Below are 23345 nucleotides of genomic sequence, written 5' to 3'. Positions count from 1 at the left end.
GATTAAAGATTAGCCCGGTGTGTCAGGCGTCATGTCCGGGCTGGGATTTGGGAACCCGCATGGTGATCAGCGTCCCCTCGCCCGGGGCCGTTTCGATGACGAGGCCGTGCTCGTCCCCATAGACCTGCCGCAGGCGGGCGTCGACATTCCGCAGGCCTACGTGCTCACCGTCCGTATGTCCGGCAAGCACGGACCGCAGGTGCTCCGGGTCCATCCCCACGCCGTCGTCCTCGATAGTGACCTCAGCGAACGCGCCGGAATCGTTGGCACAGATGGTGATGTGTCCAGGGCCTTCCTTCGCCTCAAGACCGTGCCGGACCGCATTCTCCACCAGTGGTTGCAGACTAAGGAACGGTATGACCGTGCTCAGCACCTCGGGTGCGATCCGAAGGCTCACCTGCACGCGCTCGCCGAACCGGGCCCGTTCCAGAAGAAGGTAGCGGTCGATGCAGCGCAGTTCCTCGGCCACGGTGGTGAAGTCGCCGTGCCTTCGGAAGGAGTACCTGGTGAAGTCGGCGAACTCCACCACTAGCTCCCTTGCCCGGGCCGGATCGGTATTGATGAAGGAAGCGATCGCGTTCAAGGAGTTGTAAATGAAGTGCGGGCTGATTTGGGCACGAAGAGCCCGGACTTCGGCCTCCATCAGCAGGGTCCGGGAAGCCTCCAACTCAGCCAGTTCAAGCTGGGCGGCAATCCAGTCAGCCACTTCGCCGGTGGCCCGTACCAAGCCGGCTCCGGCCGCAGGCGCCAGTGCTGCCACCGAACCGACAACTTTGGAGCCGGCACGTATGGGGGCAATGACGGCACTGAAATCGTGGTGGCCGTGCTCGGATCTTGCGGAGGCCGAATGGCCGGCGTGGGGCACCACGGCAGTCCGGCCCGTCGCCAGCACTTCCGCGGCGAGGCCCATGAGGGAAGGCCGCAGCTCCTCGGCAAACCCGTCCCATGCAAGGACCGAATCGGTATCGGTAATGGCCAACGCGTCGCAGCCCAGGAGCATTCGCAGTTGTTTGCTCGCCTTGGCCGCGCCGGCCGCCTGCAGCCCGCCACGCAGATGCTGCCCCGCACGCGAGGCGGCGTGGAGTGTGTTGTACGTGGCCCGTTCAGCATCCGTGCCCAGGTCCCGGAAGGAGCGGATCACCTTCAGCCCAACACCCACGACGACGGCGACGGCCAGCACGATCACGGCGATCGCGGCTGCGGTGAAGAGGGGGGAGTCAGGCATAGAGCCAGCGTAGCCGGATGCCCGCTCACATCCTGCGCCGTTTTCCCCAACGTTCTCTCACATCCCACCGGGTTTTCCCCAACGTTCTCTCACATCCCACCGTTCGGCGCAGCATCCTGACCGCTGGGCGACGGTGGCCGCTGGTTCTCTGGCACCGCTGGCACAGCCCGTTCGATAGTGATTGCAGTCACATTGGCAAAGCGTGTGGAGCTGATGTGGACACATCACAATCAGGAGGAACCATGGGTAATGAGGCCCAACCCCAAGACGCAACAGCGTCCGTGGACTTCCAGGAAGTCCAGCAGACGGAACGGTTCAAGACGCTGCGCAAGCGGCACCGCAGTTTTGTCTTCCCGATGGCAGTGGCGTTCCTGCTCTGGTATTTCGCCTACGTCCTCTTGGCCGACTACGCCGTCGGCTTCATGTCCATCAAAGTTTGGGGCAACATCAACGTCGGCCTGATCCTCGGGCTGCTCCAATTCGTCACCACTTTCGGCATCACTGCTTGGTACGTGAGCTACTCCAACAGGAAGCTGGACCCCATCGCGGCATCGATCCGCAATGAGATCGAGGGCCACCAGTTCGATAAGGATGGCAACATGATCCGCGGGGCAGCCAAATGAACACCAACCACATCAGCACCGTTGTCCCCGCGGTCAACGTCGCAGCATTGAAGGATACGACGCTCCTCAATATGGGCATTTTCGCCCTCTTCGTGGCGGTCACCATGGTGATCGTCTTCCGGGCAAGCAGGAACAACAAGACCGCGGCCGACTACTATGCGGCGGGCCGTTCGTTCACCGGTTCACAGAATGGCACCGCGATTGCGGGCGACTACCTTTCTGCGGCCTCGTTCCTCGGTATCACGGGCGCCATTGCGATCAACGGATATGACGGGTTCCTTTACTCCATCGGCTTCCTTGTCGCCTGGTTGGTGGCATTGCTCCTCGTGGCCGAGCTCCTGCGCAATACCGGCAAGTTCACCATGGCCGATGTCTTGTCCTTCAGGCTGCGCCAGCGGCCGGTCCGCATAGCGGCTGCCCTCTCCACCCTCGCGGTTTGCTTCTTTTACCTCCTCGCGCAAATGGCAGGCGCCGGCAGCTTGATTTCGCTCCTCCTGGGCATCAGCGACTGGGGCGGACAAGCTTTGGTGATCATCGTCGTCGGCGCATTGATGATCATGTACGTCCTCATCGGAGGCATGAAGGGCACCACGTGGGTGCAGATCATCAAAGCCATCCTGCTGATCGCAGGGGCCGCAGTCATGACTGCCTGGGTACTGGCGATCTACGGATTCAATCTCTCCAACCTGCTCGGTTCCGCGGCTGAGGCAGCCAACAACCCTGCCGTTCTCAACCCAGGCCTGCAGTACGGCAAGACGGAGACGTCCAAGCTTGATTTCATGTCCCTGGGCTTGGCGTTGGTCCTGGGCACAGCTGCCCTCCCACACGTTTTGATGCGTTTCTACACGGTTCCCACCGCCAAGGAAGCAAGAAAATCCGTGGTCTGGTCGATCTGGCTGATCGGCCTGTTCTACCTGTTCACGCTGGTGCTGGGTTACGGTGCTGCAGCTTTGGTTGGAGCAGACACCATCAAATCGGCCCCAGGCGGCGTCAACTCTGCCGCGCCCCTACTGGCCTTCCACCTCGGCGGGCCGCTGCTGCTCGGCTTCATTTCGGCCGTTGCTTTCGCCACCATCCTTGCCGTGGTGGCCGGACTGACTATCACCGCGGCAGCGTCCTTTGCCCACGATATCTACGCCAACGTCATCTCAAAGGGCAAAGCCGATGCAACCACAGAGGTCAAGGTGGCCCGGCGCACCGTAGTAGTGATCGGCATCCTGGCCATCCTCGGCGGTATCTTCGCCAACGGCCAGAACGTGGCCTTCCTGGTGGCTCTCGCCTTCGCAGTTGCAGCTTCGGCCAACCTGCCAACCATCGTTTACTCGTTGTTCTGGCGGAAGTTCACCACGCAGGGCGCCGTATGGAGCATGTATGGCGGATTGGCCTCGGCCATCCTGCTCATCACGTTCTCGCCCGTGGTCTCCGGTGCTAAGACGTCCATGATCCAGGGAGCCAACTTCGCGTTCTTCCCGCTGAGCAACCCAGGCATCGTATCGATCCCCCTCGCCTTCCTGCTGGGCTGGCTGGGGACCGTCCTGGACAAGCGCCGTGAGGATCCAGCCAAACAAGCGGAGATGGAAGTCCGCTCGCTGACAGGTGTCGGTGCAGAGAAAGCAGTGGAGCACTAAGGTCACCAAGGACCAGGCCAAACACGGGGGCTCCTCTGCCATACGGCGGGGGAGCCCCCAGGCGCGCCAGCACTAACTCACTTCTTGAGGCTTAGCCATTCCTTCAACTGCTCCAACGGCCACGTGGTGACGATCCGTTCCTTAGGCACGCCAAGCGCCTCGGCACGTTCGGCGCCGTATTGAAGGAAATCGAGCTGGCCGGGGGCATGGGCATCACTGTCAATGCTGAACAGGCAGCCGGCATCAAGCGCCATCTTGATCAGCGCGTCCGGAGGGTCCTGCCGCTCCGGCCGTGAATTGATTTCGACGGCGACACCCCACTCGGCACATTCGGTGAAGACCTTGGCGGCGTCGAATTCGGACTCGGGCCGGGTGCCGCGGGATCCTTGGACCAGACGGCCAGTGCAGTGCCCCAGGACGTTCGTGTGTGGATCACTTATTCCACCAAGCATCCGCTTGGTCATGGTCTTCTTGTCCGAGCGCAGCTTCGAGTGGACACTGGCCACCACCACGTCCAGCCGGTCCAGCATTTCCGGCGATTGGTCCAATGTCCCGTCCTCAAGGATGTCCACTTCGATGCCTTTGAGCAACCGGAAGCCGTCCTGATTGGCGTTGATCCCTTCCACCACACCCAGCTGTTTTTCAAGCCGTTCCACGCTGAGGCCGTTGGCGATGGTCAGGTTGGGGGAGTGGTCAGTGAGGGCAAGGTATTCACGGCCCAGGGTTTTGGCAGCAGCCACCATGGTTTCAATCGGTGAACCGCCGTCGGACCAGTTGCTGTGGCTGTGAAGGTCGCCGCGTAACGCTCCCTTGAGCGTGTCGCCGCCGGATGCCAACGATTCCGCGCCACGCGTGCGAAGGTCGGCCAGATAGTCGGGCACCCTGTCTTCCATTGCCTGGGTAATGACTTCCGCGCTTCGGTCCCCAACACCTTTCAGGCTGGTGACTCTTCCATTTCGGACGAGCCTGGCCAGCTCGTCGGGCGGAAGCTGCCGCACGGCGTCGGCCGCTTTCCTGAAGGCCTGGACCTTGAAAGTGGGGGCTTGGCCGCGTTCCAGCCAAAAGGAGATTTCTTCGAGCGCCTCAACGGGATCCATGGCTCCATGATCCACGAACCGGGCGCACCATCAACAGAGGGCAATGTTGACGGTGCGCCGGTCCGGGCTATTACTTCTGGTGGTGGCCGCCTGGAACCAGTCCGGGAGGTGTTCCTTCCGAGGGCGCCAGTCCATGCTCCCCATGGGGAACGGCGTGCTGGCCGGCCATGGATGCGGCCAATCCCGGCGTGGCCACCGATGCAACAACGACGGCGGCCCCGAACGCGGCTGCCAGAAGCCGCCCGGTCCTTGGCAGGCCGTGGGCGCCGCCGTCGTTGGTCTTTTGCTGCCGGCCCACCCAACCGCCTCCGGCAAGTGCCATCAGAGTTAGTCCCAGGGCCGCAAGATGGCTCACTCCAAGCGAGCCTTCACTGGCCGCCAAACCCCCTGCAAGGACAGTGATGTGGGCAGCGGCGGCAACCAGCAAAGCTGGAAAGGCAAGCCGGCGCAAGACAAGGGAGTTCCGGTGGAGTCCCCACAAAGACCACGCCAGGAAGGCCAGCCCGGCTGCGAGGGCCACCACGCCGGCAAACACCATGCCAGGTGCGCCGGCTTCCGTGAGGTAGCCGGCCGCAATGGACAGCTCCACTATCCCGCCGGCCATGGCTGCGAAGTAGACGAACAACAATGCAGCGGCGTTCAGCGTGGGGTGATATTTGGCTGCCATGGCGCTGTCCTCGGTCTCGATGGGTCTGTGATCAGGGGCTCTGTGATCAGGGGTTCTATGATCAGGCGCGGGCTGAGGCTACGACGGCCTTGTCCTGGGACAGGGCAACGCCCAGAAGCACCACAGCGCTGGCCAGGTGCAGCACGTTGTCTGCCCCGTTCAGGGCGATGATGTTCAGCGAAGTTCCCACCAGGAACAGCCCGAGGATACCTACCAGCAGATAGACACCGCCCACCGCCGTGTTGACGGATTTGGAAAGCGTGACACTGTTCATACCTGCATAAAGAAGGGCGGCACCAATGGCCAGGTGAATGACGTTGTGCAGGGGGTTCACCGCGAAGATGATCAGGTTGGCACCTTCAGTGGCGAAGAAGCCGGTTCCTGAGGTGACGAAGAATCCGAGCACGCCTACCAAGAGGTATACGGCTCCGAAGATGGTGGCGATCAAGCGATTGGGCGAAGTACGCATTGGTCCGAACCTTCCGGTGATGGCCGGGTGTTCCCGACCGTCCTGTGGAGCCCCGGGCGGGGCTCTCAAGCAGTGATTCGGACCATGCGTTGCTGCGGATGGGTGGAAACCGGAATATTTTTTCCCGCCCTTATGGACGGAGGCGGATGCTGCTCATTTTGAGATCGTTGGTGCCCTCGAAAACGTACTTGAGATCGATGGTCTTGCCGGTGCACTGCAAGGTTCCCGCGATGTCCGCTTTGTTATTCCCGTTATCCGAATTCACGCTGACGGAGTTGTAATTTGGCTTGCAGGAATCATCAAGTTCCAGGCTGGCAATACCGTCGATGAAGGACTGCTTATCCAGTTCTTCCTTCAAGGCCGGGTGCAGGTAGTTGTCGTAGGCCTGCTCTGTTTGCCCTGAAACCACCAGATTGGTGAACTCGTCAGCCAAAGACCTCGCCTTCGACGTCGCGCCGCCCACAACGTTCACCAGCACCAGGATGCCCACCACGGCCAGGACGATCACTCCTGCCACAATGCCGAGGACAATCCAAAGCACCTTTTTGCGCTTGGCCGGCGGCGGAAGCTGTTGGCCGTACTGGCCGGGTAGATACTGGCCGGGTGGGTACTGCCCGGGTGGGTACTGGCCGGGCGCATACTGCCCCTGGGGGTACTGGCCTTGCGGGTACGGGTTTTGGTCAGGCGGATATTGTCCCGGTGCATACTGGCCTTGGGGACCCGGGGACGACGGCGGCTGTTGCCACTGCGGTGGAGTCCCGTTTGGTTGGGGGTACCCGGGGCCGGGTGGGACGGGTGGTGGGTTCTGGCCGTATTCGCTTCCGCTGTGTCGGGTTTCGTCGCGACCATTCGGTTCTTGCGGGTTGCTCACTGTAGTGCCCCTTTCGGCAGCCTGCGGCAGCGCCACCACGTAGCCAGGAACCGCTGGCCGGCCCCCGATGCGTCCACCTGAATCAAATCGCATCCGCAGTTCCACAGGCAAGGGCCAAAGGGTAGTAACAGCAGGTGAAAACGGGGGGTGTCAGCCTTCGGAGCGCCGGCCCAGCAGGGGTTGCACCCGGTACGGAATCATTTCCCGCATCGCCAAGGCAGTATCGGTGCGGTCAACGCCGTCGCATGCAAGGATCTTGCCGTTGATCCGGTAGAGGTCTTCGGCGTCCAGCGCCACCACACGCAAGAGCAAGTCGGCTGATCCGGTCAGCCCGAAACCTTCCAGGATCTCCGGGATGTCCGCAAGATCCTTCGCGAGCGAGGCGAGTTTCTGTTGCTGGACATGCACGGTGATGAACGCCGTAAGGGGGTAGCCGAGGGCAACCGGATTGATTCGCCGTTCAAAGGAGAGGAAGGCATGCTTCTTCTCGAGTTGGGCCATGCGCGCCTGAACAGTATTGCGGGACAAACCAAGTTTCTGGGCGAGAGCCACAACGGTCCCTCTGGGATCCTTTGCCATCGCTGAAAGGAGCCGGGTGTCAGTGCCATCCAAAGGTTGCATAATGCGCAAGATTAGCACGGCTCGGCCACTCCCAACATGGCAGAATGCTCAAGTTTTTCAACGGTAGTTGTACCCGATGCGTCTTGTGAGTAGGGTCACAATTAACGCTGGCGAAGGAGCCAGGGGGCCGGTCTGCGCTTGGATCACAAGTCCAGCAGGGTCGGCAAAACCTAGCCGGAAGGTTGCGATCACCTGTGTTAACGGATAAGGCGGGCAAGGGAGTGCAAAATGACGCTCCGCGCCCCGGACAAAGTGCACAAAATCCTTTGCGGACGGGGGGCAACCTCCTTCAGTTGGTGTCGCCGGAAGGCGAACGGATCAGCCACCCGGAATTTGATCTTTGGATCAAGGACATCGGCGATGAACAATTGGGCTCCTTGTTTGAGGACATGACAGTCATCCGCCGCATCGACACCGAGGCCACAGCCCTCCAGAGGCAGGGCGAACTGGCCCTGTGGCCGCCGCTGCTTGGGCAGGAAGCAGCCCAGATCGGCTCAAGCCGCTCCTTGCGCGACGACGACTTTGTCTTCCCGAGCTACCGTGAAAGCGGCGTGGCGTACATCCGCGGCGCGCACGTCTCAGAGATCGCCCAGGTATGGCGCGGAAACGCCTTGTACGCCTGGGATCCCCAACGGATCAACATGGCGACACCCCAAATCATCATTGGTTCCCAGAGCCTCCACGCCACTGGTTACGCCATGGGCGTCCAGTTGGACGGCGCCAGCACGGCGGTGCTGGCCTACTTCGGGGACGGCGCCACGAGCGAAGGCGACGTGAGCGAGGCCATGGTGTTTGCGGCAAGTTTCCAGGCTCCCGTGGTCTTTTTCTGCCAGAACAACCATTGGGCTATTTCCGAACCCGTGCGCGTGCAGTCCCACGTTCAACTGGCCGACAGGCCAACAGGGTTCGGCATCCCCAGCCTGCGCGTTGACGGAAACGATGTCCTCGCCGTCATGGCTGCTACCCGCTGGGCTTTGGACCGTGCCCGCAGCGGCGGCGGCCCAACCTTTATCGAAGCGGTCACCTACCGCATGGGCCCGCACACTACGGCCGATGATCCCACGCGATACCGTGACCCGAACGAGCTGGAGGACTGGGCTGCCAAGGATCCTATCCTCCGTCTGCGGCGGCTCCTTGACGCCAAGGGCCTGCTCACTGAAGAACTGGAAGGCAGAGTCAAAGCCAAGGCCGACGCCGTCGCAGCCGAGCTCCGAACCAGTTGCGTCAATATGCCCGATCCCCAGCCGTTGGACGTTTTTAACCACGTCTACAGCACACCCAACTCCTGGATTGAACGCCAGAAGGATCACTATTCGCGCTACCTGAGCAGTTTCAACCAGCCCGTCGAGGAAGGTGCACTCTGATGTCCAAGCTCACATTTGCCCGGGCAATCAACGCCGGCCTCCGCAAGTCCCTGGAAAACGATCCCAAAGTCATCCTCATGGGCGAGGACATTGGTTCCCTCGGTGGTGTCTTTCGTGTCACCGACGGACTCCAGAAGGACTTTGGAAAGCACCGGGTGATCGATTCGCCGCTGGCCGAGTCCGGCATCATCGGAACCGCAGTGGGCCTGGCCTACCGGGGCTACCGCCCAGTGTGCGAGATCCAGTTCGACGGCTTCATCTATCCTGCCTTCGATCAGATCGTCAGCCAGGTGGCCAAGATGCACTACCGGACGCAGGGGCGGGTCAAGATGCCGATCACCATCCGCGTTCCTTTCGGTGGTGGCATTGGCTCGCCGGAGCACCACTCGGAATCGCCGGAAGCCTACTTCACCCACACTTCAGGGCTTCGGGTAGTGGCGGTGTCCAACCCGCAGGACGCCTACACAATGATCCAGCAGGTCATTGCCTCCGATGATCCTGTTCTCTATTTCGAACCCAAGCGCCGCTACCACGACAAGGGTGACGTCGATGAGTCCATCGACCTCTCCCAAGCGATGCCATTGGACAAAGCGGCAGTGGTCAACGCCGGATCGGACGTCACCCTGGTGGCTTACGGCCCCCTGGTAAAGACCGCCAAGGCTGCGGCACAGGCTGCAGCTGATGAAGGAATTTCCGTGGAAGTCATCGACCTGCGCTCGTTGTCCCCGGTTGACTACCCGGTGGTGGAGGCATCCGTGCGCAAGACAGGCCGGCTGGTCATCACGCACGAGGCCGGCCAAAATGGTGGCGTCGGAGCGGAAATTGCGGCCAGCATTACCGAGCGCTGCTTCAACTACCTGGAATCCGCACCCGTCCGCATTACTGGCTTTGACGTTCCCTATCCCTATTCGAAGCTTGAGATGCATCATTTGCCGGACCTGGACAGGATTCTGGATGGCGTGGACCGCACGTTGGGCCGCCACAACTCCCTGAGTGGACTGGAAGGATGACCGCTACCATGATCAAGGAATTCAGGCTGCCGGACCTTGGCGAAGGCCTGACCGAGTCGGAAATCCTTAGCTGGAAGGTCGCAGTGGGGGACACCGTCACCCTCAATCAGGTCATCGCGGAGGTTGAGACGGCCAAGGCAGTCGTCGAGCTGCCGTCGCCTTTCGCCGGCGTCGTAGCGGCACTGCACGAGCAGCCCGGTTCCGTGGTGGAGGTCGGCAAGCCGATAGTCTCCTTCGAAGTGGACGACGCCGGGGCCTCCAACGGGGGCACCGCCAACGGCGGTGGCAACCCGACCGCCGTCGAGACCAAGGCTGCAGCGCCACAACCTGAAATGGCGCAATCTCAAACGCCACAATCTCAAACGTCACAGGCCGAGTCGCCTGAGGCTGACGCGACCCCCGCCAAGAGGGAGCCGAACCTGGTGGGCTATGGCGCCGTCGTCGAGGAGACCGGGCGCCCGGTCCGCCGTGCCCGCGGCCTTGTGCAGGCTGCGGCAACAACAGTGCAGGCAAGGCCCAAATCCGACGATGTCCCTGCAGAGCGTCCACGTTCCACACCGCCGGTCCGTAAGCTGGCGCGCGATCTTGGAATTGACCTCCAGCTGGTTCCCGGCACTGGCCCAGGGGGACTCATCACGCGGGAAGACGTCCAGAACTTCACAGGTGAGCCGGAAGGCACAAGCGCAGTACCAACGGCGCCGGCAGCCACCGGCGAGCGTGAAACGCGCACACCTATCAAGGGTGTCCGGAAGTTCACGGCCGCTGCCATGGTGCAGAGCGCTTTCACCGCACCGCACGTGACGGAATTCCTGACGATCGATGTCACAGCCACCATGGAATTGCTCACGCGGCTCAAGGCAAGCAAAGCGTTTGAGGGCTACAAGCTCACTCCGCTTACCGTTGCGGCCAAGGCGGTCCTGATAGCGCTACGAAACAACCCAACGTTGAATTCCCGTTGGGACGATGCGCGCCAGGAGATCATCCAGTTCAACTACGTCAACCTTGGCATCGCGGCCGCTACGCCGCGAGGCCTGACGGTACCGAACATCAAGGATGCCGATCGCCTGACACTGCGGGAACTTGCCACTGCGCTGTCGGAACTCACGGAAACAGCACGTGCCGGCAAGACGTCTCCGTCAGATCTTTCGGGTGGCACCATCTCCATCACCAACATTGGAGTATTTGGGATCGACGCCGGAACGCCCATCCTGAATCCGGGCGAGGCGGCCATTGTGGCCCTGGGTGCCGTGAGGAAGGCGCCGTGGGTGGTCGATGATGAGATCGCCGTACGCCAGGTGATGTCCCTGAGCTTGTCCTTCGACCATCGCTTGGTGGATGGGGAACAGGGTTCACGATTCCTGGCCGACCTTGGCGCTATCCTGTCCGACCCCGCCATGGTGTTGACTATGGTCTAGCTTCACGAATGTAGGAAGCTGCGCCGGCCCGCCCCTTTACGAGTGCTTGCAGGAAACTGCGGCTAAGGGGTGGGCCGTTGCGCGTTCAAGCCCGCGAGTTCAGTCCTCTGTGGGCGTGGTCCGGTTGGAGTGGTAGTCGCGCCAACTGTGTTCCGGCTCAAAGCCAAGGAGCCGCCGGGCTTTGTCGATGGACAGCATGGTTTCGTGCCGGCCCAGTTCCTTGACAACCTCGACGCCGGGAAAGACTTCGGCGGCAAGTTCTGCGCTGCTTCGGCTCATCACGGTGTCCGAAGCGGCGATGATGAAGGTTTCGAAACCGGCTGCACTTTTCTCCAAGGCGTGAACCACTGCCTGGGCGCCGTCGCGGGCATCAATATAGCCCCACAGATTCCACTTGCGAAGGGTGGCGTCCGAGTCGAAGGACGGGAAGGCGTCGTAATCCTCGGGGTCCATCACGTTGGAGAACCTGAGCGCGGTGATGCTCAACGCCGGGTCCCAGCGCGTGAGCTGGATGGCCATCTGCTCCTCGAGGTGTTTCACCAGGGAGTAGGTGCTCTCAGGCCGCGCCGCGTACTCCTCATCTACAGGAATGTAGGGAGGGTCGATATCGAAAGGGAGCCCCAGGACTGTCTCGCTGGAGGCATAAACCACTTTCTTGATGCCCGCTCGCCGGGCTGCCTGGAAGACGTTGTAAGTGGAGAGCATGTTGTTTTCAAAAATTGCGGCGTCCGGAGCCAACCCCGGTGCGGGGATGGCGGCCAAATGGACGATCGCGTCCAAGCCGCTGTGTTGGTCGTCCAAACCAAGGACGACGTCCAGGACCTCGCCATAGTTGCGGAGGTCTACGTTTACGTAGCCGTGCCCCCTCTTGCCTGCGCGGTCCATGTTGAGCACGTGGTGGCCGTCCTGCGTCAGCCGGCGGACCACGCTCCTGCCCAATTTTCCGCTTCCCCCAGTGACAGCAATCCTCATGATGCGCTCCTCGCGTTATGTAATCCGCTCCAGCCTATGTGCCGCAGGAGGACCGCACAGCCCCTGAAACTGGCCCTGTGAGTCCTAGGAATACTGGAACAGCCCAAGCACATACGGGTAGCAGGTTGCGGGTAGGGGCGGTCAGGCAACTGACGCAGGTAGAGCCAGGGGCCCGGCGCTCGTCTGTGCACGCGCGCGGCAACCACTGTGCACGCGCATTGACACTCGTCTGTGCACGCGCGCGGCAACCACTGTGCACGCGCACTGACACTCGTCTGTGCACGCGCGCAGGCACCCGGCAACCATCTGTACATCGCATCCGGCACCTTCCGAACGAGAATGCTGCCCTGAAATGCCTGTATCTGGTCACTAGATCCCTTGATCCAACGGGCGGCGGAAGAGCACGCTGGACCATGAGGTGGAAGCCCGCGCTCAACGCGTTCGCGATAACGTTCGCCGGACGGTTCGAAAGAACCATCAAACAATGAAAACCGCCGGAGCCCACACACCGTTTATCGGACAGTCCCCCCGTGACGCATCCGGCACCTTTGTCGGGCAGGTTTATGTTCTCCGGGGTGTGTGGTGGTGGTTGCGTCGGGGCGTTTGTTTGGGGTCGATGTGGGGTGGCGGGATGAACCACGGAACCCCTGTTGTGATGTCGATGCGCCAGTCTTCTTTGTGAATGAGGTGGTGGTGGTGGCTGCAGAGCAGGGTGCCGTTGTTGGTTGACGTGGTGCCGCCGTGTGACCAGTAGGTGATGTGGTGGGCTTCGCACCAGGGGGCGGGCATGCTGCAGTCGGGGAACGCGCAGCCTTGGTCCCGGGCGGTGATGGCTTTGCGGATGTGGGGCGGGAAGATCCGGGTGGTGCGGCCGATGTCCAGGATGCGGGAGTCGGTTCCGAGCAGTACGGGGAGGATATCGGCGTCGCAGGCGATTTTGCGGATGGTGTTGGCGTGCATCGGTCCCTGGAACGTTGCTGTGCCGGTGCTGAGTCGTTGGTGGCCCGTGAGTCGTTCGAAGAGGTCGCGTTCGTCGATGGTGACGGCGAGTTGGGGGCGGAGTCCGCCGTTGGAGGGCAGTTTCCCGGTGGTCATCGCGACAGCACAGGCTCCGACGAGGCCGTTGAGGAGTTTCTGGGCCCGCGTGCGACGGTCCAGATCCGGTCCGCCTGACGAGTGTTCTGGTCCGGGGTGGAGGGCCGTTCCGGTGCCATCGTCGGTGCTGGTGCTGGTGCTGGTGCTGGTGCTGGTTCTGGTGCTGGTGCTGGTGCTGGTGCTGGCGTCGGGCGCGATGGCGGGCTCGGCGTTGTGGCCCATGAGTCGTGGGTTGGTGGCGGTATTCATGGCGGTGGCCAGGGTTTCGTATTGTTCTGCGGTGGCGAAGATTTCGATGTGGTGGAGCCCGTTGCGGCGTCGTCGGCGGAGGAACGCGCCTTGGATTTGGCGGAGAACTTCTTCGGACGGTTCGGGACCGTCTTGGTCGATCGAATCGACCCAGCGTTTGGCCATTTTGGTGACGAAATCCGGGTCGGATTCACTGGCCGTGGCGGTGAGGGCGTGTTCCATCCGGGCGATGGTGCCGTCATCGGCGAGCTGCCGGACTTTGTCCAGTGCGGTGCTGATGATCGTTGCGGACCGGGAAGGCACCAGAGCTGAGGAGAGGGCTTCGGCCAGCACTTCGCGCCGGGCCGGGATCTCCTGCCCGGCCATTCCGGCCTGAGGAAGGACGTCGGGTGCGAGGGCGAGCCTGCGCCGGGCTTCCCCGATGCTGATCCGCAACCGGGCCCGAAGGAACTCAGCGGCATTCCGGTACCCGTCATCCAGGACGCTGCCCGTTCCCGTAACGCTCGCATCCGAGGCTGGTTCGGTCCAACCGGTCCGCCACCCGGGCGCGCCAGCCGACGACCCCGGTGACGCTTGCTGTGCTTCCTTCCGCGTCCTTTCCACCGCCTGCGCCGCGACAACCTGCAAGTACTCCAACGACCGGGAGATCTCCTCGATCCTGCCGGCAAAGTCAGCGGCCTCAACAAACCCACACAGCCGCGCGGCGTCGGCCGCTGCGGACACCCGCAGGGGGTCCGAAAGAGCCGCACTGTCCTCAAGAAGAGCCGCCAGATCCCCTCCGGTAGCTGCAGGATTGGGATGCCTAATTTCGAAATGGGGGCTCGGCTGAGCAAGCTCCGGGCCATGGCCGGTGCGAGCTTTCCCATCTGAGTCACGGATCTTTCCGGCGGCGGGGGCCGAGGCGTCTACCATCGGAGCGTCTGTGGACCCGGTGTACGTAGATCCGGTGTCCGTGGATCTGGCGCCTGTTGACCCGCTACTCGTGGCTATCTCGCCCGCGGGCCCTGAAGCCCGGGCGACCTTGGCCTTGCCGTTGCCCAGCCCAGCGTCGTTGCCCAGCCCAACTCTGTTGCCCAGTTCAGCGTGGAAATGGCTGATGGCGGTGATGGACGCCGTCGAATCCTTGAACCCGGCCTTGACCAAGTCCGGCATGCTCAAGAAGCGTTGTGACCGGATCGCGGCCAGGGCAGCGACAACAGGGGACGGTTCCGTCCGAAGTGCTGTCAGCTGCACGGTGTCTTCCATGATCAAAATCATTACATCGGGGTCTGACATTTTAAGATGCACTTGGAAGACGGTCACGATCTCCCGGAAAGAGTAAACAGTCAGGCTGCTGTCAGCGCAGCCAGGGCCATCTGTTCCAGGATGGGCCTGGCCGACTTGACCGCTATCTTCCGCCCGTGATGGCGGACGGAGTGGGGTGTGGAGTTGATAAGGCCGAAGGCCGCATGCGCCCGGACACGGAGGCCGGCGACATCCGCATCGGAGTGGATGCGTGCCAGGACGTCCACCCACGTTTCAACGTAGGCGCGTTGCAAGGACCGGACTTCGGCTTGGTCGGTGCTGCTGAGGCTCCCGAAGTCGCGGTCTTGGACACGTATGACGTCCGGGTTGCTCAACGCAAAATCCACCTGGAACTGGATCAAGCCCTTCAACGCATCCATGGGGTTCCCGGCTTCCGCGACCACGCGGAGGCCGCCGTCGAGCAGATTGCGGCTGACGCTGAGGAGAAGCTCGGCGAGGACAGCCTGCTTGCCGGGGAAGTGCCGGTACACGGCAGGCCCGCTGACGCCTGCCGCCGCCCCAAGATCCTCCAGCGAAACCCGTGTGAAGCCATTCTCCGCAAAGAGTCCCGCGGCCGCTGAAAGCAATGCCAACCTGCGGAGTTCCTTGGCCTGGCCTCGCTGCGTTGCTGGGGCTGGATTGCTTGCTGGGGCTGGGCTGGCGACAGTTCCTGTTTCCGGGCCTCCGGTCACGTTCTCCTCCTTGGTGAAGTTCCACCGTGCTGGACATCACAGTTAATACAGACTAACCTAAATTTCAGTTACGTGGCACTAACCGAAATGGCCTGGGGCCGGGAATGGAACAGTGGTCAATGGAGACAATCGCCAGCGTGGCAGGACCCCACAGCGGCACCTTTGAAGCCAACCAGGAAGCGCAGCTGGCCCTCGTAGGGGAGCTGAAGGAACGTCTTGCCGCGGCAGCCCTCGGGGGGCCCGCGAAATCCAGGGAGCGGCACGTCGCCCGAGGCAAACTGCTGCCCCGCGAGCGAATCGACTACCTCCTGGACGAGGGCAGCCCCTTCCTGGAGATAGCGCCCTTGGCAGCCAACGGCATGTACAACGACGATTCGCCGGGCGCAGGCGTGATTGCCGGTATTGGGTTGGTTCATGGCCGGCACGTCCTGGTGATTTCCAACGATGCCACGGTCAAGGGCGGCACTTACTACCCCATGACGGTAAAAAAGCACCTCAGGGCTCAGGAAATTGCCTTGGAAAACAAGCTTCCGTGTATCTACCTCGTGGATTCCGGGGGAGCATTCCTGCCCAAGCAGGACGAGGTTTTCCCCGACAAAGAGCACTTTGGCCGGATCTTCTACAACCAGGCCAAAATGTCAGCGGCCAAGATTCCGCAAATTGCCTCGGTGATGGGCTCGTGCACGGCCGGCGGTGCCTATGTCCCGGCCATGAGCGATGAGACTGTCATCGTAAGAAATCAGGGCACCATCTTCCTCGGCGGCCCGCCCCTGGTGAAGGCAGCGATCGGCGAGATCGTCACCGCCGAGGAACTGGGAGGCGGCGACGTTCACTCCCGGATTTCGGGCGTTACGGACCACCTCGCCGAGAACGACCAGCACGCGCTGGAGATCGTTCGGGACATCGTGGCGACGTTGCCCAAGCCGGCGAAACCGGCATGGGACGTGCTCGACGTCGTCCTGCCGCCCGTCGTCGACCCCTCCGGCATTTATGGCGTGGTGCCAACGGACGTCAACGCCCAATACGATGTCCGCGAAGTAATTGCCCGGCTCGTGGACGGTTCCCAATTCCATGAGTTCAAAAAGAACTATGGCACCACGCTGGTGACCGGATTCGCCCATCTTCATGGGCACCCGGTTGGCATCGTTGCCAACAACGGGGTCCTGTTCAGTGAGTCCTCGCTCAAGGGCGCCCACTTCATCGAACTCTGCGATCAACGCGGGGTCCCGCTGATTTTCCTGCAGAACCTCTCGGGTTTCATGGTGGGCAAGGACTACGAGCAAGGCGGCATCGCCAAGAACGGCGCAAAGATGGTCACGGCGGTCGCAACAGCGAGGGTCCCCAAGCTGACAGTTGTCATCGGCGGCTCCTTCGGCGCCGGAAACTACTCCATGTGCGGGCGGGCCTACTCGCCGCGTTTCCTGTGGATGTGGCCAGCTGCCCGCATTTCAGTGATGGGCGGAAACCAGGCATCCAGTGTCCTTGCAACGGTAAAACGCGACCAGTACGAGGCCGCCGGCCAGGAATGGTCTGCCGAGGAAGAAGAAGCCTTCAAAGCTCCCATTAGGCAGCAGTACGAGGAACAAGGCAGCCCTTATTACTCCACCGCCCGGCTTTGGGATGACGGCATCATCGATCCCGCAGACACCCGACGGGTCCTGGGCTTGGCTTTGGACGTCGTCTCCCGCCAGCAACTGCCCGAGACCTCCTTCGGTCTCTTCAGGATGTGACCATGACTCTGCCAACCACCACCACACCGGCCGCCACTGCGGCATCCCGTCCGTTCAGCGCCGTCCTCGTTGCCAACCGCGGTGAGATCGCCTGCCGCGTGATCCGGACCCTGAGGGACATGGGCATCCGCTCCATTGCCGTCTATTCGGACGCGGACAAGCACGCCAGGCACGTGGCCCTTGCCGATACCGCAGTGGCGATCGGGGGCACGGCGCCCTCGGAGAGCTACTTGAAAATCGAGGCCATCATCGATGCCTGCCGCCGCAGCGGTGCGGAGGCCGTCCACCCCGGATACGGCTTCCTGTCCGAGAATGTGGAGTTCGCCAAAGCCCTTGACGCGGCGGGGATAACGTTCATCGGACCGGGCATTGACGCGATCGAGGTCATGGGTGACAAGATCCGTTCCAAAAACCACGTCATGGCCTACGACGTCCCATGCGTACCCGGAATCGCAGTACCCGGACTCACGGACCAGGAACTAATCGACGCTGCGCCGTCCGTAGGTTTTCCTTTGCTCATCAAGCCTTCGGCAGGCGGCGGCGGCAAAGGGATGCACATCGTGGAGCGGCCTGAAGACATGGCCGCCACACTGCGGACCGCACGGCGCGTGGCAGCTTCGGCGTTCGGCGATGACACCCTGTTCCTGGAGCGGCTCATCAAGGCACCCCGCCACATCGAGGTCCAGGTCCTCGCGGATAACCACGGCAACGTCATCCACCTGGGCGAGCGCGAATGTTCCCTCCAACGCCGCCATCAGAAAGTGATCGAGGAAGCTCCTTCGGCACTCTTCGAATCGCTGGCGGACGGCCCGGCCGAACGGGCCCGCATTGGAGAAGCAGCCTGCAACGCAGCACGCTCGGTCAAATACAGCGGTGCCGGCACCGTGGAATTCCTGGTGTCCGACGAACATCCCGATGAGTTCTTCTTCATGGAGATGAACACGCGCTTGCAGGTGGAGCACCCCGTCACCGAAATGGTCACCGGGATAGACCTCGTTGAATGGCAGGTGCGGATCGCCGCCGGTGAGGTGCTCACCGTTGCGCAGTCCGACGTCGTTCTTGAAGGCCACGCCGTAGAGGCGCGCGTCTATGCAGAAGTACCGGAACGGAACTTCATGCCCTCGATGGGGCGCATCGTTGCGCTCGCCGAGAATGGCGGGGCGGATCCCAAGGTGCTCGGAGAGCAACGCTCCAACGCGAACGTCCGGATCGACTCCGCTATGCGCGAGGACCTTGAGATCACCGGCGACTACGATCCCATGCTGGCCAAGGTCATCGCCTGGGGCGATAACCGCGCCGCTGCGCTGGACACCTTGGACGCTGCCCTGGGCAGGTACACGCTCCTGGGCTTGGACACGAATGTGGAATATCTCCGGCTGCTGATCAATGAGCCTGACGTCCGGGAGGGCCACCTGGACACGGGGCTGATCGAACGCAAGCTGCCGTCCATGGAATTCAGGCACGTCGGCGCCAACGAGTTGATCGCTGCAGCCCTGGCGCTGTGGCTCGAAAAGAAGGAAAACTCCGGTGCTTCCATGCTCGCTGGTAGCGCCTGGAGTTCGCCGGACTCGTGGCGCATCGGCCGGCGGGCCGCTTGGCGAGCCAGCTTTGGACTGCCCGGAACCGGCACCGCCACAGTGGCGTTGACGGAGGACTCCGGCACTTTCGCGGCAGTCATCGACGCCGGCCCTGAAGCCGGCCGGGCCGCCAAGGTCACGGTGGTGGAGCGCACCGGTGACGGCATCGTCCTGGAGCTCGACGGCGGCCGGGTCACCTACGCGGTTGGCACAGCGACCGAGGGGGTCAGCGGGACCCGGGACATCTACCTCGGCAACGACGGCTGGTCCTGCCGCCTGGAAGTCCTGGACCGGGCCGAACGTCTTCAGAGGATGCTGGCAGGCATCCAGCGCGAAGAAGGTGCTGCGGACCCGGAGGTGCGCTCGCCGATGCCCGGAACGGTGGTTTCGGTGGCAGTTGCCAGCGGCGACATGGTCCAGGAGGGACAGCCGCTCCTGTCGGTCGAAGCCATGAAAATGGAGCACCAACTAGTGGCATCGGTTGCCGGAACCGTCCACCTCACCAGCAAACCGGGCGACCTGGTCAAAGCCGACCAGGTGCTCGCAACTATCCACGCGGCGGCCCCTCTTGAGGGGCCCGCAGAGACTGAAAAGCCCGCAGAAACAGACAAGGAAGTCCAGCTATGAGCAGTTTTGACCTCAACGAGGAGTACCAGGACCTCAGTGATTCCGTCCGCGAATTCGCCGACGAAGTGGTGGCACCCGTATCTGCCAAACACGATGAAGAACACAGCTTCCCCTATGAAGTCATCAAGCAGATGGGGGAGATGGGGCTGTTTGGCCTGCCGTTCCCCGAGGAGTTCGGTGGAATGGGCGGGGACTATTTTGCCTTGGCGCTGGCTTTGGAGCAGTTGGGCCGGGTTGACCAGTCCGTGGCAATCACCCTTGAGGCCGGCGTGTCCCTGGGCGCCATGCCGGTGTACCGGTTCGGCACGCAGGAACAGAAGGAGCGCTGGCTTCCGGAGCTGGCATCCGGACGATCCCTGGCCGGCTTCGGGTTGACTGAGCGGGAAGCCGGTTCCGATGCGGGCGGTACCAAGACCCACGCCCACGTGGACAACGGGGAATGGGTCATCAACGGCAACAAGGAGTTCATCACGAACTCCGGCACGGACATCACCACCTTGGTCACAGTCACCGCCGTCACGGGCAAGACGGAAAACGCGGACGGCAGCGCCAGGAAAGAGATCTCCACCATTCTGGTTCCCACCGAAACCCCGGGCTTCAAGGCAGAGCGGGCCTACAACAAGGTGGGCTGGAATGCGTCGGACACGCATCCGCTGACGTTGGACAACGTCCGGGTTCCTGAGGCGAACCTCCTGGGCCAGCGGGGCAGGGGGTATGCCAACTTCCTGTCGATCCTTGACGAGGGCCGCATTGCCATTGCCGCCTTGGGCACGGGCGCGGCCCAGGGTTGTGTGGACCTTTCGGTGAAGTATGCCAAGGAACGCACCGCCTTTGGCCAGAACATCGGAAAGTACCAGGCCATCCAATTCAAGATCGCAAGGATGCAGGCCAGGGCCCATACGGCTCGTTTGGCCTATTACGATGCCGCGGCAAGGATGCTGGCCGGCAAGCCGTTCAAGACTGAAGCGGCCATCGCTAAGATGGTCGCAGGCGAGGCAGCCATGGACAACGCACGGGACGCCACCCAGGTGTTCGGTGGCTATGGCTTCATCAACGAATTCACGGTGGCGCGCCATTACCGCGACTCCAAGATCCTTGAAGTCGGGGAGGGCACCACCGAGGTGCAGTTGATGCTCATCGCCCGCGAGCTGGGTCTGTAACCGTACGGGAAGGATCAAGGATGATTGACAAGGTTGTTGCCAGCGCCGCGGAAGCGGTGAAGGACATACCGGACGGCGCCTCGCTCGCCGTTGGCGGTTTTGGCTTATGCGGTATCCCCGTGTCACTCATCGACGCACTCCACAGCCAAGGCACCACGGACCTCGAAACCGTCAGCAACAACTGCGGAGTGGACGACTGGGGCCTGGGCATCCTCCTCAGGGACGGACGTATCCGCCGTACCATCAGCTCGTACGTGGGTGAGAACAAGGAATTCGCCAGGCAGTACCTCGCCGGTGAACTGGAGGTGGTCCTCACGCCGCAGGGAACCCTCGCCGAGAAACTGCGGGCCGGCGGTGCAGGCATTCCCGCTTTCTATACGAAGGCCGGTGTGGGCACCCAGGTGTCCGAGGGCGGCTTGCCGCAAAAGTACGACGCCGAGGGGAACGTTGCGATCGCCTCCTCGCCGAAGGAGGTGCGCACCTTCAATGACGCCGACTATGTGCTGGAAGAGTCGCTGACTCCGGACTTCGGCTTGGTCCATGCGTGGAAGGGGGACCGCCACGGCAACCTCGTTTTCCATGCAACAGCCATGAACTTCAACCCGCTCTGTGCCATGGCTGCCAGGACAACAATCGCCGAGGTCGAAGAGCTTGTGGAAACCGGCGAGCTGGATCCGGAGCACATCCATACCCCTGGCATTTTCGTCCAGCGGGTGGTGGTGGCTCCCACAACGGAGAAGCGGATTGAGAAACGGACGGTGGCCCTGACCACCAGCCAGGCAACCGGGCAGGCAGGAGCAGCACAGTGAACGACAACTCGTATCATGACATCCCGCCCCGCCCCGAAGCCGTGAGGCACGAGTACCGGCGTGCCGACGTCGACCATCACGAGGCCAAAGGCTGGAGCCGCAACGAACTTGCCGCACGGGTAGCCCGGGAACTCACCAACGGTCAGTACGTGAACCTGGGGATCGGGATGCCCACCCTGATCCCCAACTACATTCCCGCGGGTGTGGAAGTGATCCTCCATTCCGAGAACGGCATTCTGGGCGTTGGCCCGTACCCTGCCGAGGACCAGGTTGACCCGGACCTCATCAACGCCGGCAAGGAAACTGTCACCACCAAACCGGGGGCTGCATTCTTCGATTCGGCCTCGTCCTTTGGCATGATCCGGGGCGGCCACGTGGATGTGGCGGTCCTGGGGGCCATGGAAGTGGCAGCCAACGGTGATCTTGCCAACTGGATGATCCCCGGAAAAATGGTCAAGGGCATGGGTGGGGCCATGGACCTCGTGTTCGGCGCCAAGAAGGTGATCGTCATGATGGAGCATGTGGACCGCAACGGCAGGCCCAAAATCGTCAAGGACTGCACCCTGCCCCTCACGGGCAAAGGCTGCGTGGACCGGATCATCACCGACCTTGCCGTGATCGACGTCGTCAAGGACGAAGGGGAGCCGCGGTTGGTCCTTCGTGAGCTCGCCCCCAACGTCACTTTGGACGATGTAGTGGCTGCCACCGGGGCTGAACTCTTCGAAGAGGACCAGGAACTCACCGTATGACGCGTGTTGTTGAGCAGCGTGGACTGTACTTCGATGAGCTTGAAGAGGGCGTGATCTACGCCCACAAGCCCGGACGAACCGTGACGGAGACGGACAACGTCCTTTTCACTACTTTGACCATGAACACCCAGGCGCTGCACCTGGATGCAGCCTGGAGTTCCGCGCAGCCATTCGGGCAGCGGCTGATGAACTCGATGTTCACCTTGTCCACAATGGTGGGGCAGTCAGTGACCCAACTGACGCAGGGCACCATCATCGCCCAGCTGGGGCTGACGGATGTCACCTTTCCCCACCCGCTCTATCACGGGGATACCCTGTACACGGAAACGGTGATCACCGCCAAAAGGTTGTCGTCCTCGCGTCCTGGCCAAGGTGTGGTGACCATGCAACATACTGGCAGGAACCAGGACGGAGTGGTGGTGGCACTTGCCACGCGTACCTGCTTGATGTGGACCCAGGAAGCACACGCCGCACAGTCCTAGGCTGTTTTCCACATTTGTCAGCATTCCAGCAGCAAGGAACCGTTCATGCCTTCTTCCGACTCGTCACTCCACGGAGCCGTCACGCCGTTCACCATGGGGCCGGCACTCCTGTTTTGCCCAGCTGACCGGCCAGAGCGTTTCGGCAAGGCGGCGGAGCGCTCGGATGCCGTGATCCTTGACCTCGAAGATGCCGTGGCTCCGGGGGACAAGCAGCGGGCCCGGGGCGCGATCCTCGCGCAGCTCGGATCCGAAGGAGAGACTGCTGAGCTGGACCCCAGCCGGACGATTATCCGCGTCAACCCGGCGGGCTCCGCAGAATTCGAGAAGGACCTGCACAGCCTGGCGCACACTCCTTACCGCACCGTCATGCTCGCCAAAGCGGAGAGTGCTGAGCAGCTCAGGACGCTTGAGGGCTACCGCGTGATTGCGCTCTGCGAAACAGCGGCCGGCATCGTCAATGCTGCAGCCATCGCCGCGGAACCCAACGTGGTTGCCCTGATGTGGGGCGCGGAGGACCTGCTGGCTTCCCTGGGTGGCCTCTCCAGCAGGAACGACGACGGCGGCTACCGGGCCGTGGCACTGCACTCACGGTCCGCTGTGCTGCTTGCTGCCAAAGCCGCCGGCAAGGAAGCCATCGACTCCGTGTATGTGAACATCCCCGATCTCCAGGGCCTGTCTGTTGAATCCCTTGACGCCGTGGCCAGTGGTTTCGGTGCCAAGGCGTGCATCCACCCCAGCCAGGTGGCAACCGTACGGGAAGCCTACGCTCCCACGCCCGAAGCCGTGACCGAGGCCGCCGAGCTTCTCGATGCAGCATCTGCGGCCGGATCGGGCGTCTTCCAGTTCAAGGGCAAGATGATCGACGGCCCTATTCTTAAGCACGCCGAGGCAACACTGCGCCGGGCCCGCCACGTGAAGTGACAGTTGAA

The 23345-nt window shown here is 62.3% G+C and carries 21 protein-coding genes and 1 pseudogene; 13 read left to right on the top strand and 9 right to left on the bottom strand.

The features are described 5' to 3' along the window. Positions 1–22: 22 nt before the first annotated feature. A complete protein-coding gene (locus AC6I97_RS16840) occupies positions 23–1225 on the bottom strand; it encodes a sensor histidine kinase (RefSeq protein ID WP_309927816.1) in 1203 nt (400 codons plus the stop codon). 242 nt (positions 1226–1467) lie between these two features. On the opposite strand from AC6I97_RS16840, the gene AC6I97_RS16835 reads away from it, so the two are divergent. Both AC6I97_RS16835 and AC6I97_RS16830 read left to right on the top strand, forming a co-directional pair. Next, entirely contained in the window at positions 1468–1848 is a 381-nt protein-coding gene (locus AC6I97_RS16835) for a DUF485 domain-containing protein (protein ID WP_224092207.1), read from the top strand. Then, positions 1845–3476, top strand: coding sequence for a monocarboxylic acid transporter (locus tag AC6I97_RS16830; protein ID WP_497945486.1), 1632 nt, complete (start codon positions 1845–1847; stop codon positions 3474–3476). Before AC6I97_RS16835 ends, AC6I97_RS16830 begins: the two co-directional genes overlap by 4 nt. 77 nt (positions 3477–3553) lie before the next feature. Here AC6I97_RS16830 and AC6I97_RS16825 read toward each other — a convergent pair whose 3' ends face one another. The 5 genes from AC6I97_RS16825 to AC6I97_RS16805 form a co-directional block, all read right to left on the bottom strand. Beyond that, on the bottom strand, positions 3554–4573 hold the full coding sequence (locus AC6I97_RS16825) for a PHP domain-containing protein (protein ID WP_497945485.1): 1020 nt from the start codon (positions 4571–4573) through the stop codon (positions 3554–3556). Positions 4574–4643: 70 nt separating this feature from the next. Next, positions 4644–5240 (bottom strand): hypothetical protein, encoded by a 597-nt coding sequence (locus AC6I97_RS16820; RefSeq protein ID WP_497945484.1) that lies wholly within the window; start codon positions 5238–5240, stop codon positions 4644–4646. Between the two features lie 61 nt (positions 5241–5301). Continuing rightward, positions 5302–5709 carry a DUF4383 domain-containing protein gene (locus tag AC6I97_RS16815; protein ID WP_223936509.1) on the bottom strand — a complete coding sequence of 136 codons (408 nt, stop codon included), beginning with the start codon at positions 5707–5709 and terminating at the stop codon, positions 5302–5304. A gap of 130 nt (positions 5710–5839) precedes the next feature. Next, positions 5840–6580 carry a hypothetical protein gene (locus tag AC6I97_RS16810; RefSeq protein ID WP_497945483.1) on the bottom strand — a complete coding sequence of 247 codons (741 nt, stop codon included), beginning with the start codon at positions 6578–6580 and terminating at the stop codon, positions 5840–5842. A gap of 150 nt (positions 6581–6730) precedes the next feature. After that, positions 6731–7201, bottom strand: coding sequence for an Lrp/AsnC family transcriptional regulator (locus AC6I97_RS16805; protein WP_224092218.1), 471 nt, complete (start codon positions 7199–7201; stop codon positions 6731–6733). A 194-nt stretch (positions 7202–7395) separates the two neighbouring features. Between AC6I97_RS16805 and pdhA the strand changes: the two genes are divergently transcribed. The 3 genes from pdhA to AC6I97_RS16790 are packed head-to-tail and all read left to right on the top strand — an operon-like array spanning position 7396 to position 10990. Next, on the top strand, positions 7396–8565 hold the full coding sequence (pdhA, locus tag AC6I97_RS16800) for a pyruvate dehydrogenase (acetyl-transferring) E1 component subunit alpha (RefSeq protein ID WP_396133494.1): 1170 nt from the start codon (positions 7396–7398) through the stop codon (positions 8563–8565). Then, positions 8565–9575: an alpha-ketoacid dehydrogenase subunit beta gene (locus AC6I97_RS16795; RefSeq protein ID WP_497945482.1), complete on the top strand. Its 1011-nt coding sequence runs from the start codon at positions 8565–8567 to the stop codon at positions 9573–9575. The genes pdhA and AC6I97_RS16795 overlap by 1 nt, the downstream gene beginning before the upstream one ends. Continuing rightward, on the top strand, positions 9572–10990 hold the full coding sequence (locus AC6I97_RS16790) for a dihydrolipoamide acetyltransferase family protein (protein WP_497945481.1): 1419 nt from the start codon (positions 9572–9574) through the stop codon (positions 10988–10990). Before AC6I97_RS16795 ends, AC6I97_RS16790 begins: the two co-directional genes overlap by 4 nt. Positions 10991–11089: 99 nt before the next feature. On the opposite strand, the gene AC6I97_RS16785 is transcribed toward AC6I97_RS16790, so the two are convergent. Next, positions 11090–11962, bottom strand: a complete 873-nt coding sequence (locus AC6I97_RS16785; protein ID WP_497945480.1) for an NAD-dependent epimerase/dehydratase family protein — start codon at positions 11960–11962, stop codon at positions 11090–11092. Positions 11963–12285: 323 nt separating this feature from the next. Here AC6I97_RS16785 and AC6I97_RS16780 point away from each other — a divergent pair. After that, positions 12286–12450, top strand: a pseudogene (locus AC6I97_RS16780) (IS256 family transposase); the annotation flags it as partial. Between the two features lie 73 nt (positions 12451–12523). Here AC6I97_RS16780 and AC6I97_RS16775 read toward each other — a convergent pair. Further along, positions 12524–14551: an HNH endonuclease signature motif containing protein gene (locus AC6I97_RS16775; protein WP_497945479.1), complete on the bottom strand. Its 2028-nt coding sequence runs from the start codon at positions 14549–14551 to the stop codon at positions 12524–12526. An 80-nt stretch (positions 14552–14631) separates the two neighbouring features. Beyond that, positions 14632–15282 (bottom strand): SACE_7040 family transcriptional regulator, encoded by a 651-nt coding sequence (locus AC6I97_RS16770; protein ID WP_497945478.1) that lies wholly within the window; start codon positions 15280–15282, stop codon positions 14632–14634. Positions 15283–15401: 119 nt separating this feature from the next. Here AC6I97_RS16770 and AC6I97_RS16765 point away from each other — a divergent pair, with 119 nt between their 5' ends. From AC6I97_RS16765 to AC6I97_RS16735, 7 genes are read left to right on the top strand one after another with little or no spacing between them, the layout of a single operon-like run. After that, positions 15402–17012, top strand: coding sequence for a carboxyl transferase domain-containing protein (locus AC6I97_RS16765; protein WP_497945477.1), 1611 nt, complete (start codon positions 15402–15404; stop codon positions 17010–17012). Between the two features lie 2 nt (positions 17013–17014). Next, positions 17015–19216 carry an acetyl/propionyl/methylcrotonyl-CoA carboxylase subunit alpha gene (locus tag AC6I97_RS16760; RefSeq protein WP_497945476.1) on the top strand — a complete coding sequence of 734 codons (2202 nt, stop codon included), beginning with the start codon at positions 17015–17017 and terminating at the stop codon, positions 19214–19216. After that, the gene (locus tag AC6I97_RS16755) at positions 19213–20376 is read left to right on the top strand and encodes an acyl-CoA dehydrogenase family protein (protein ID WP_497945475.1); all 1164 of its coding nucleotides are present in this window, start codon (positions 19213–19215) and stop codon (positions 20374–20376) included. The genes AC6I97_RS16760 and AC6I97_RS16755 overlap by 4 nt, the downstream gene beginning before the upstream one ends. 20 nt (positions 20377–20396) lie before the next feature. Further along, the gene (locus tag AC6I97_RS16750; protein ID WP_497945474.1) at positions 20397–21185 is read left to right on the top strand and encodes a CoA transferase subunit A; all 789 of its coding nucleotides are present in this window, start codon (positions 20397–20399) and stop codon (positions 21183–21185) included. Beyond that, on the top strand, positions 21182–21934 hold the full coding sequence (locus AC6I97_RS16745; RefSeq protein ID WP_275965343.1) for a CoA transferase subunit B: 753 nt from the start codon (positions 21182–21184) through the stop codon (positions 21932–21934). Before AC6I97_RS16750 ends, AC6I97_RS16745 begins: the two co-directional genes overlap by 4 nt. After that, positions 21931–22416 carry a MaoC family dehydratase gene (locus tag AC6I97_RS16740; RefSeq protein ID WP_223948528.1) on the top strand — a complete coding sequence of 162 codons (486 nt, stop codon included), beginning with the start codon at positions 21931–21933 and terminating at the stop codon, positions 22414–22416. The genes AC6I97_RS16745 and AC6I97_RS16740 overlap by 4 nt, the downstream gene beginning before the upstream one ends. A gap of 45 nt (positions 22417–22461) precedes the next feature. Further along, positions 22462–23337: an HpcH/HpaI aldolase/citrate lyase family protein gene (locus AC6I97_RS16735; RefSeq protein WP_497945473.1), complete on the top strand. Its 876-nt coding sequence runs from the start codon at positions 22462–22464 to the stop codon at positions 23335–23337. The last annotated feature ends 8 nt before the right edge of the window (positions 23338–23345 follow it).

This window comes from Arthrobacter sp. TmtSoilC48 (assembly GCF_059739425.1).
This window is presented reverse-complemented; position numbering and strand designations above follow the sequence as displayed.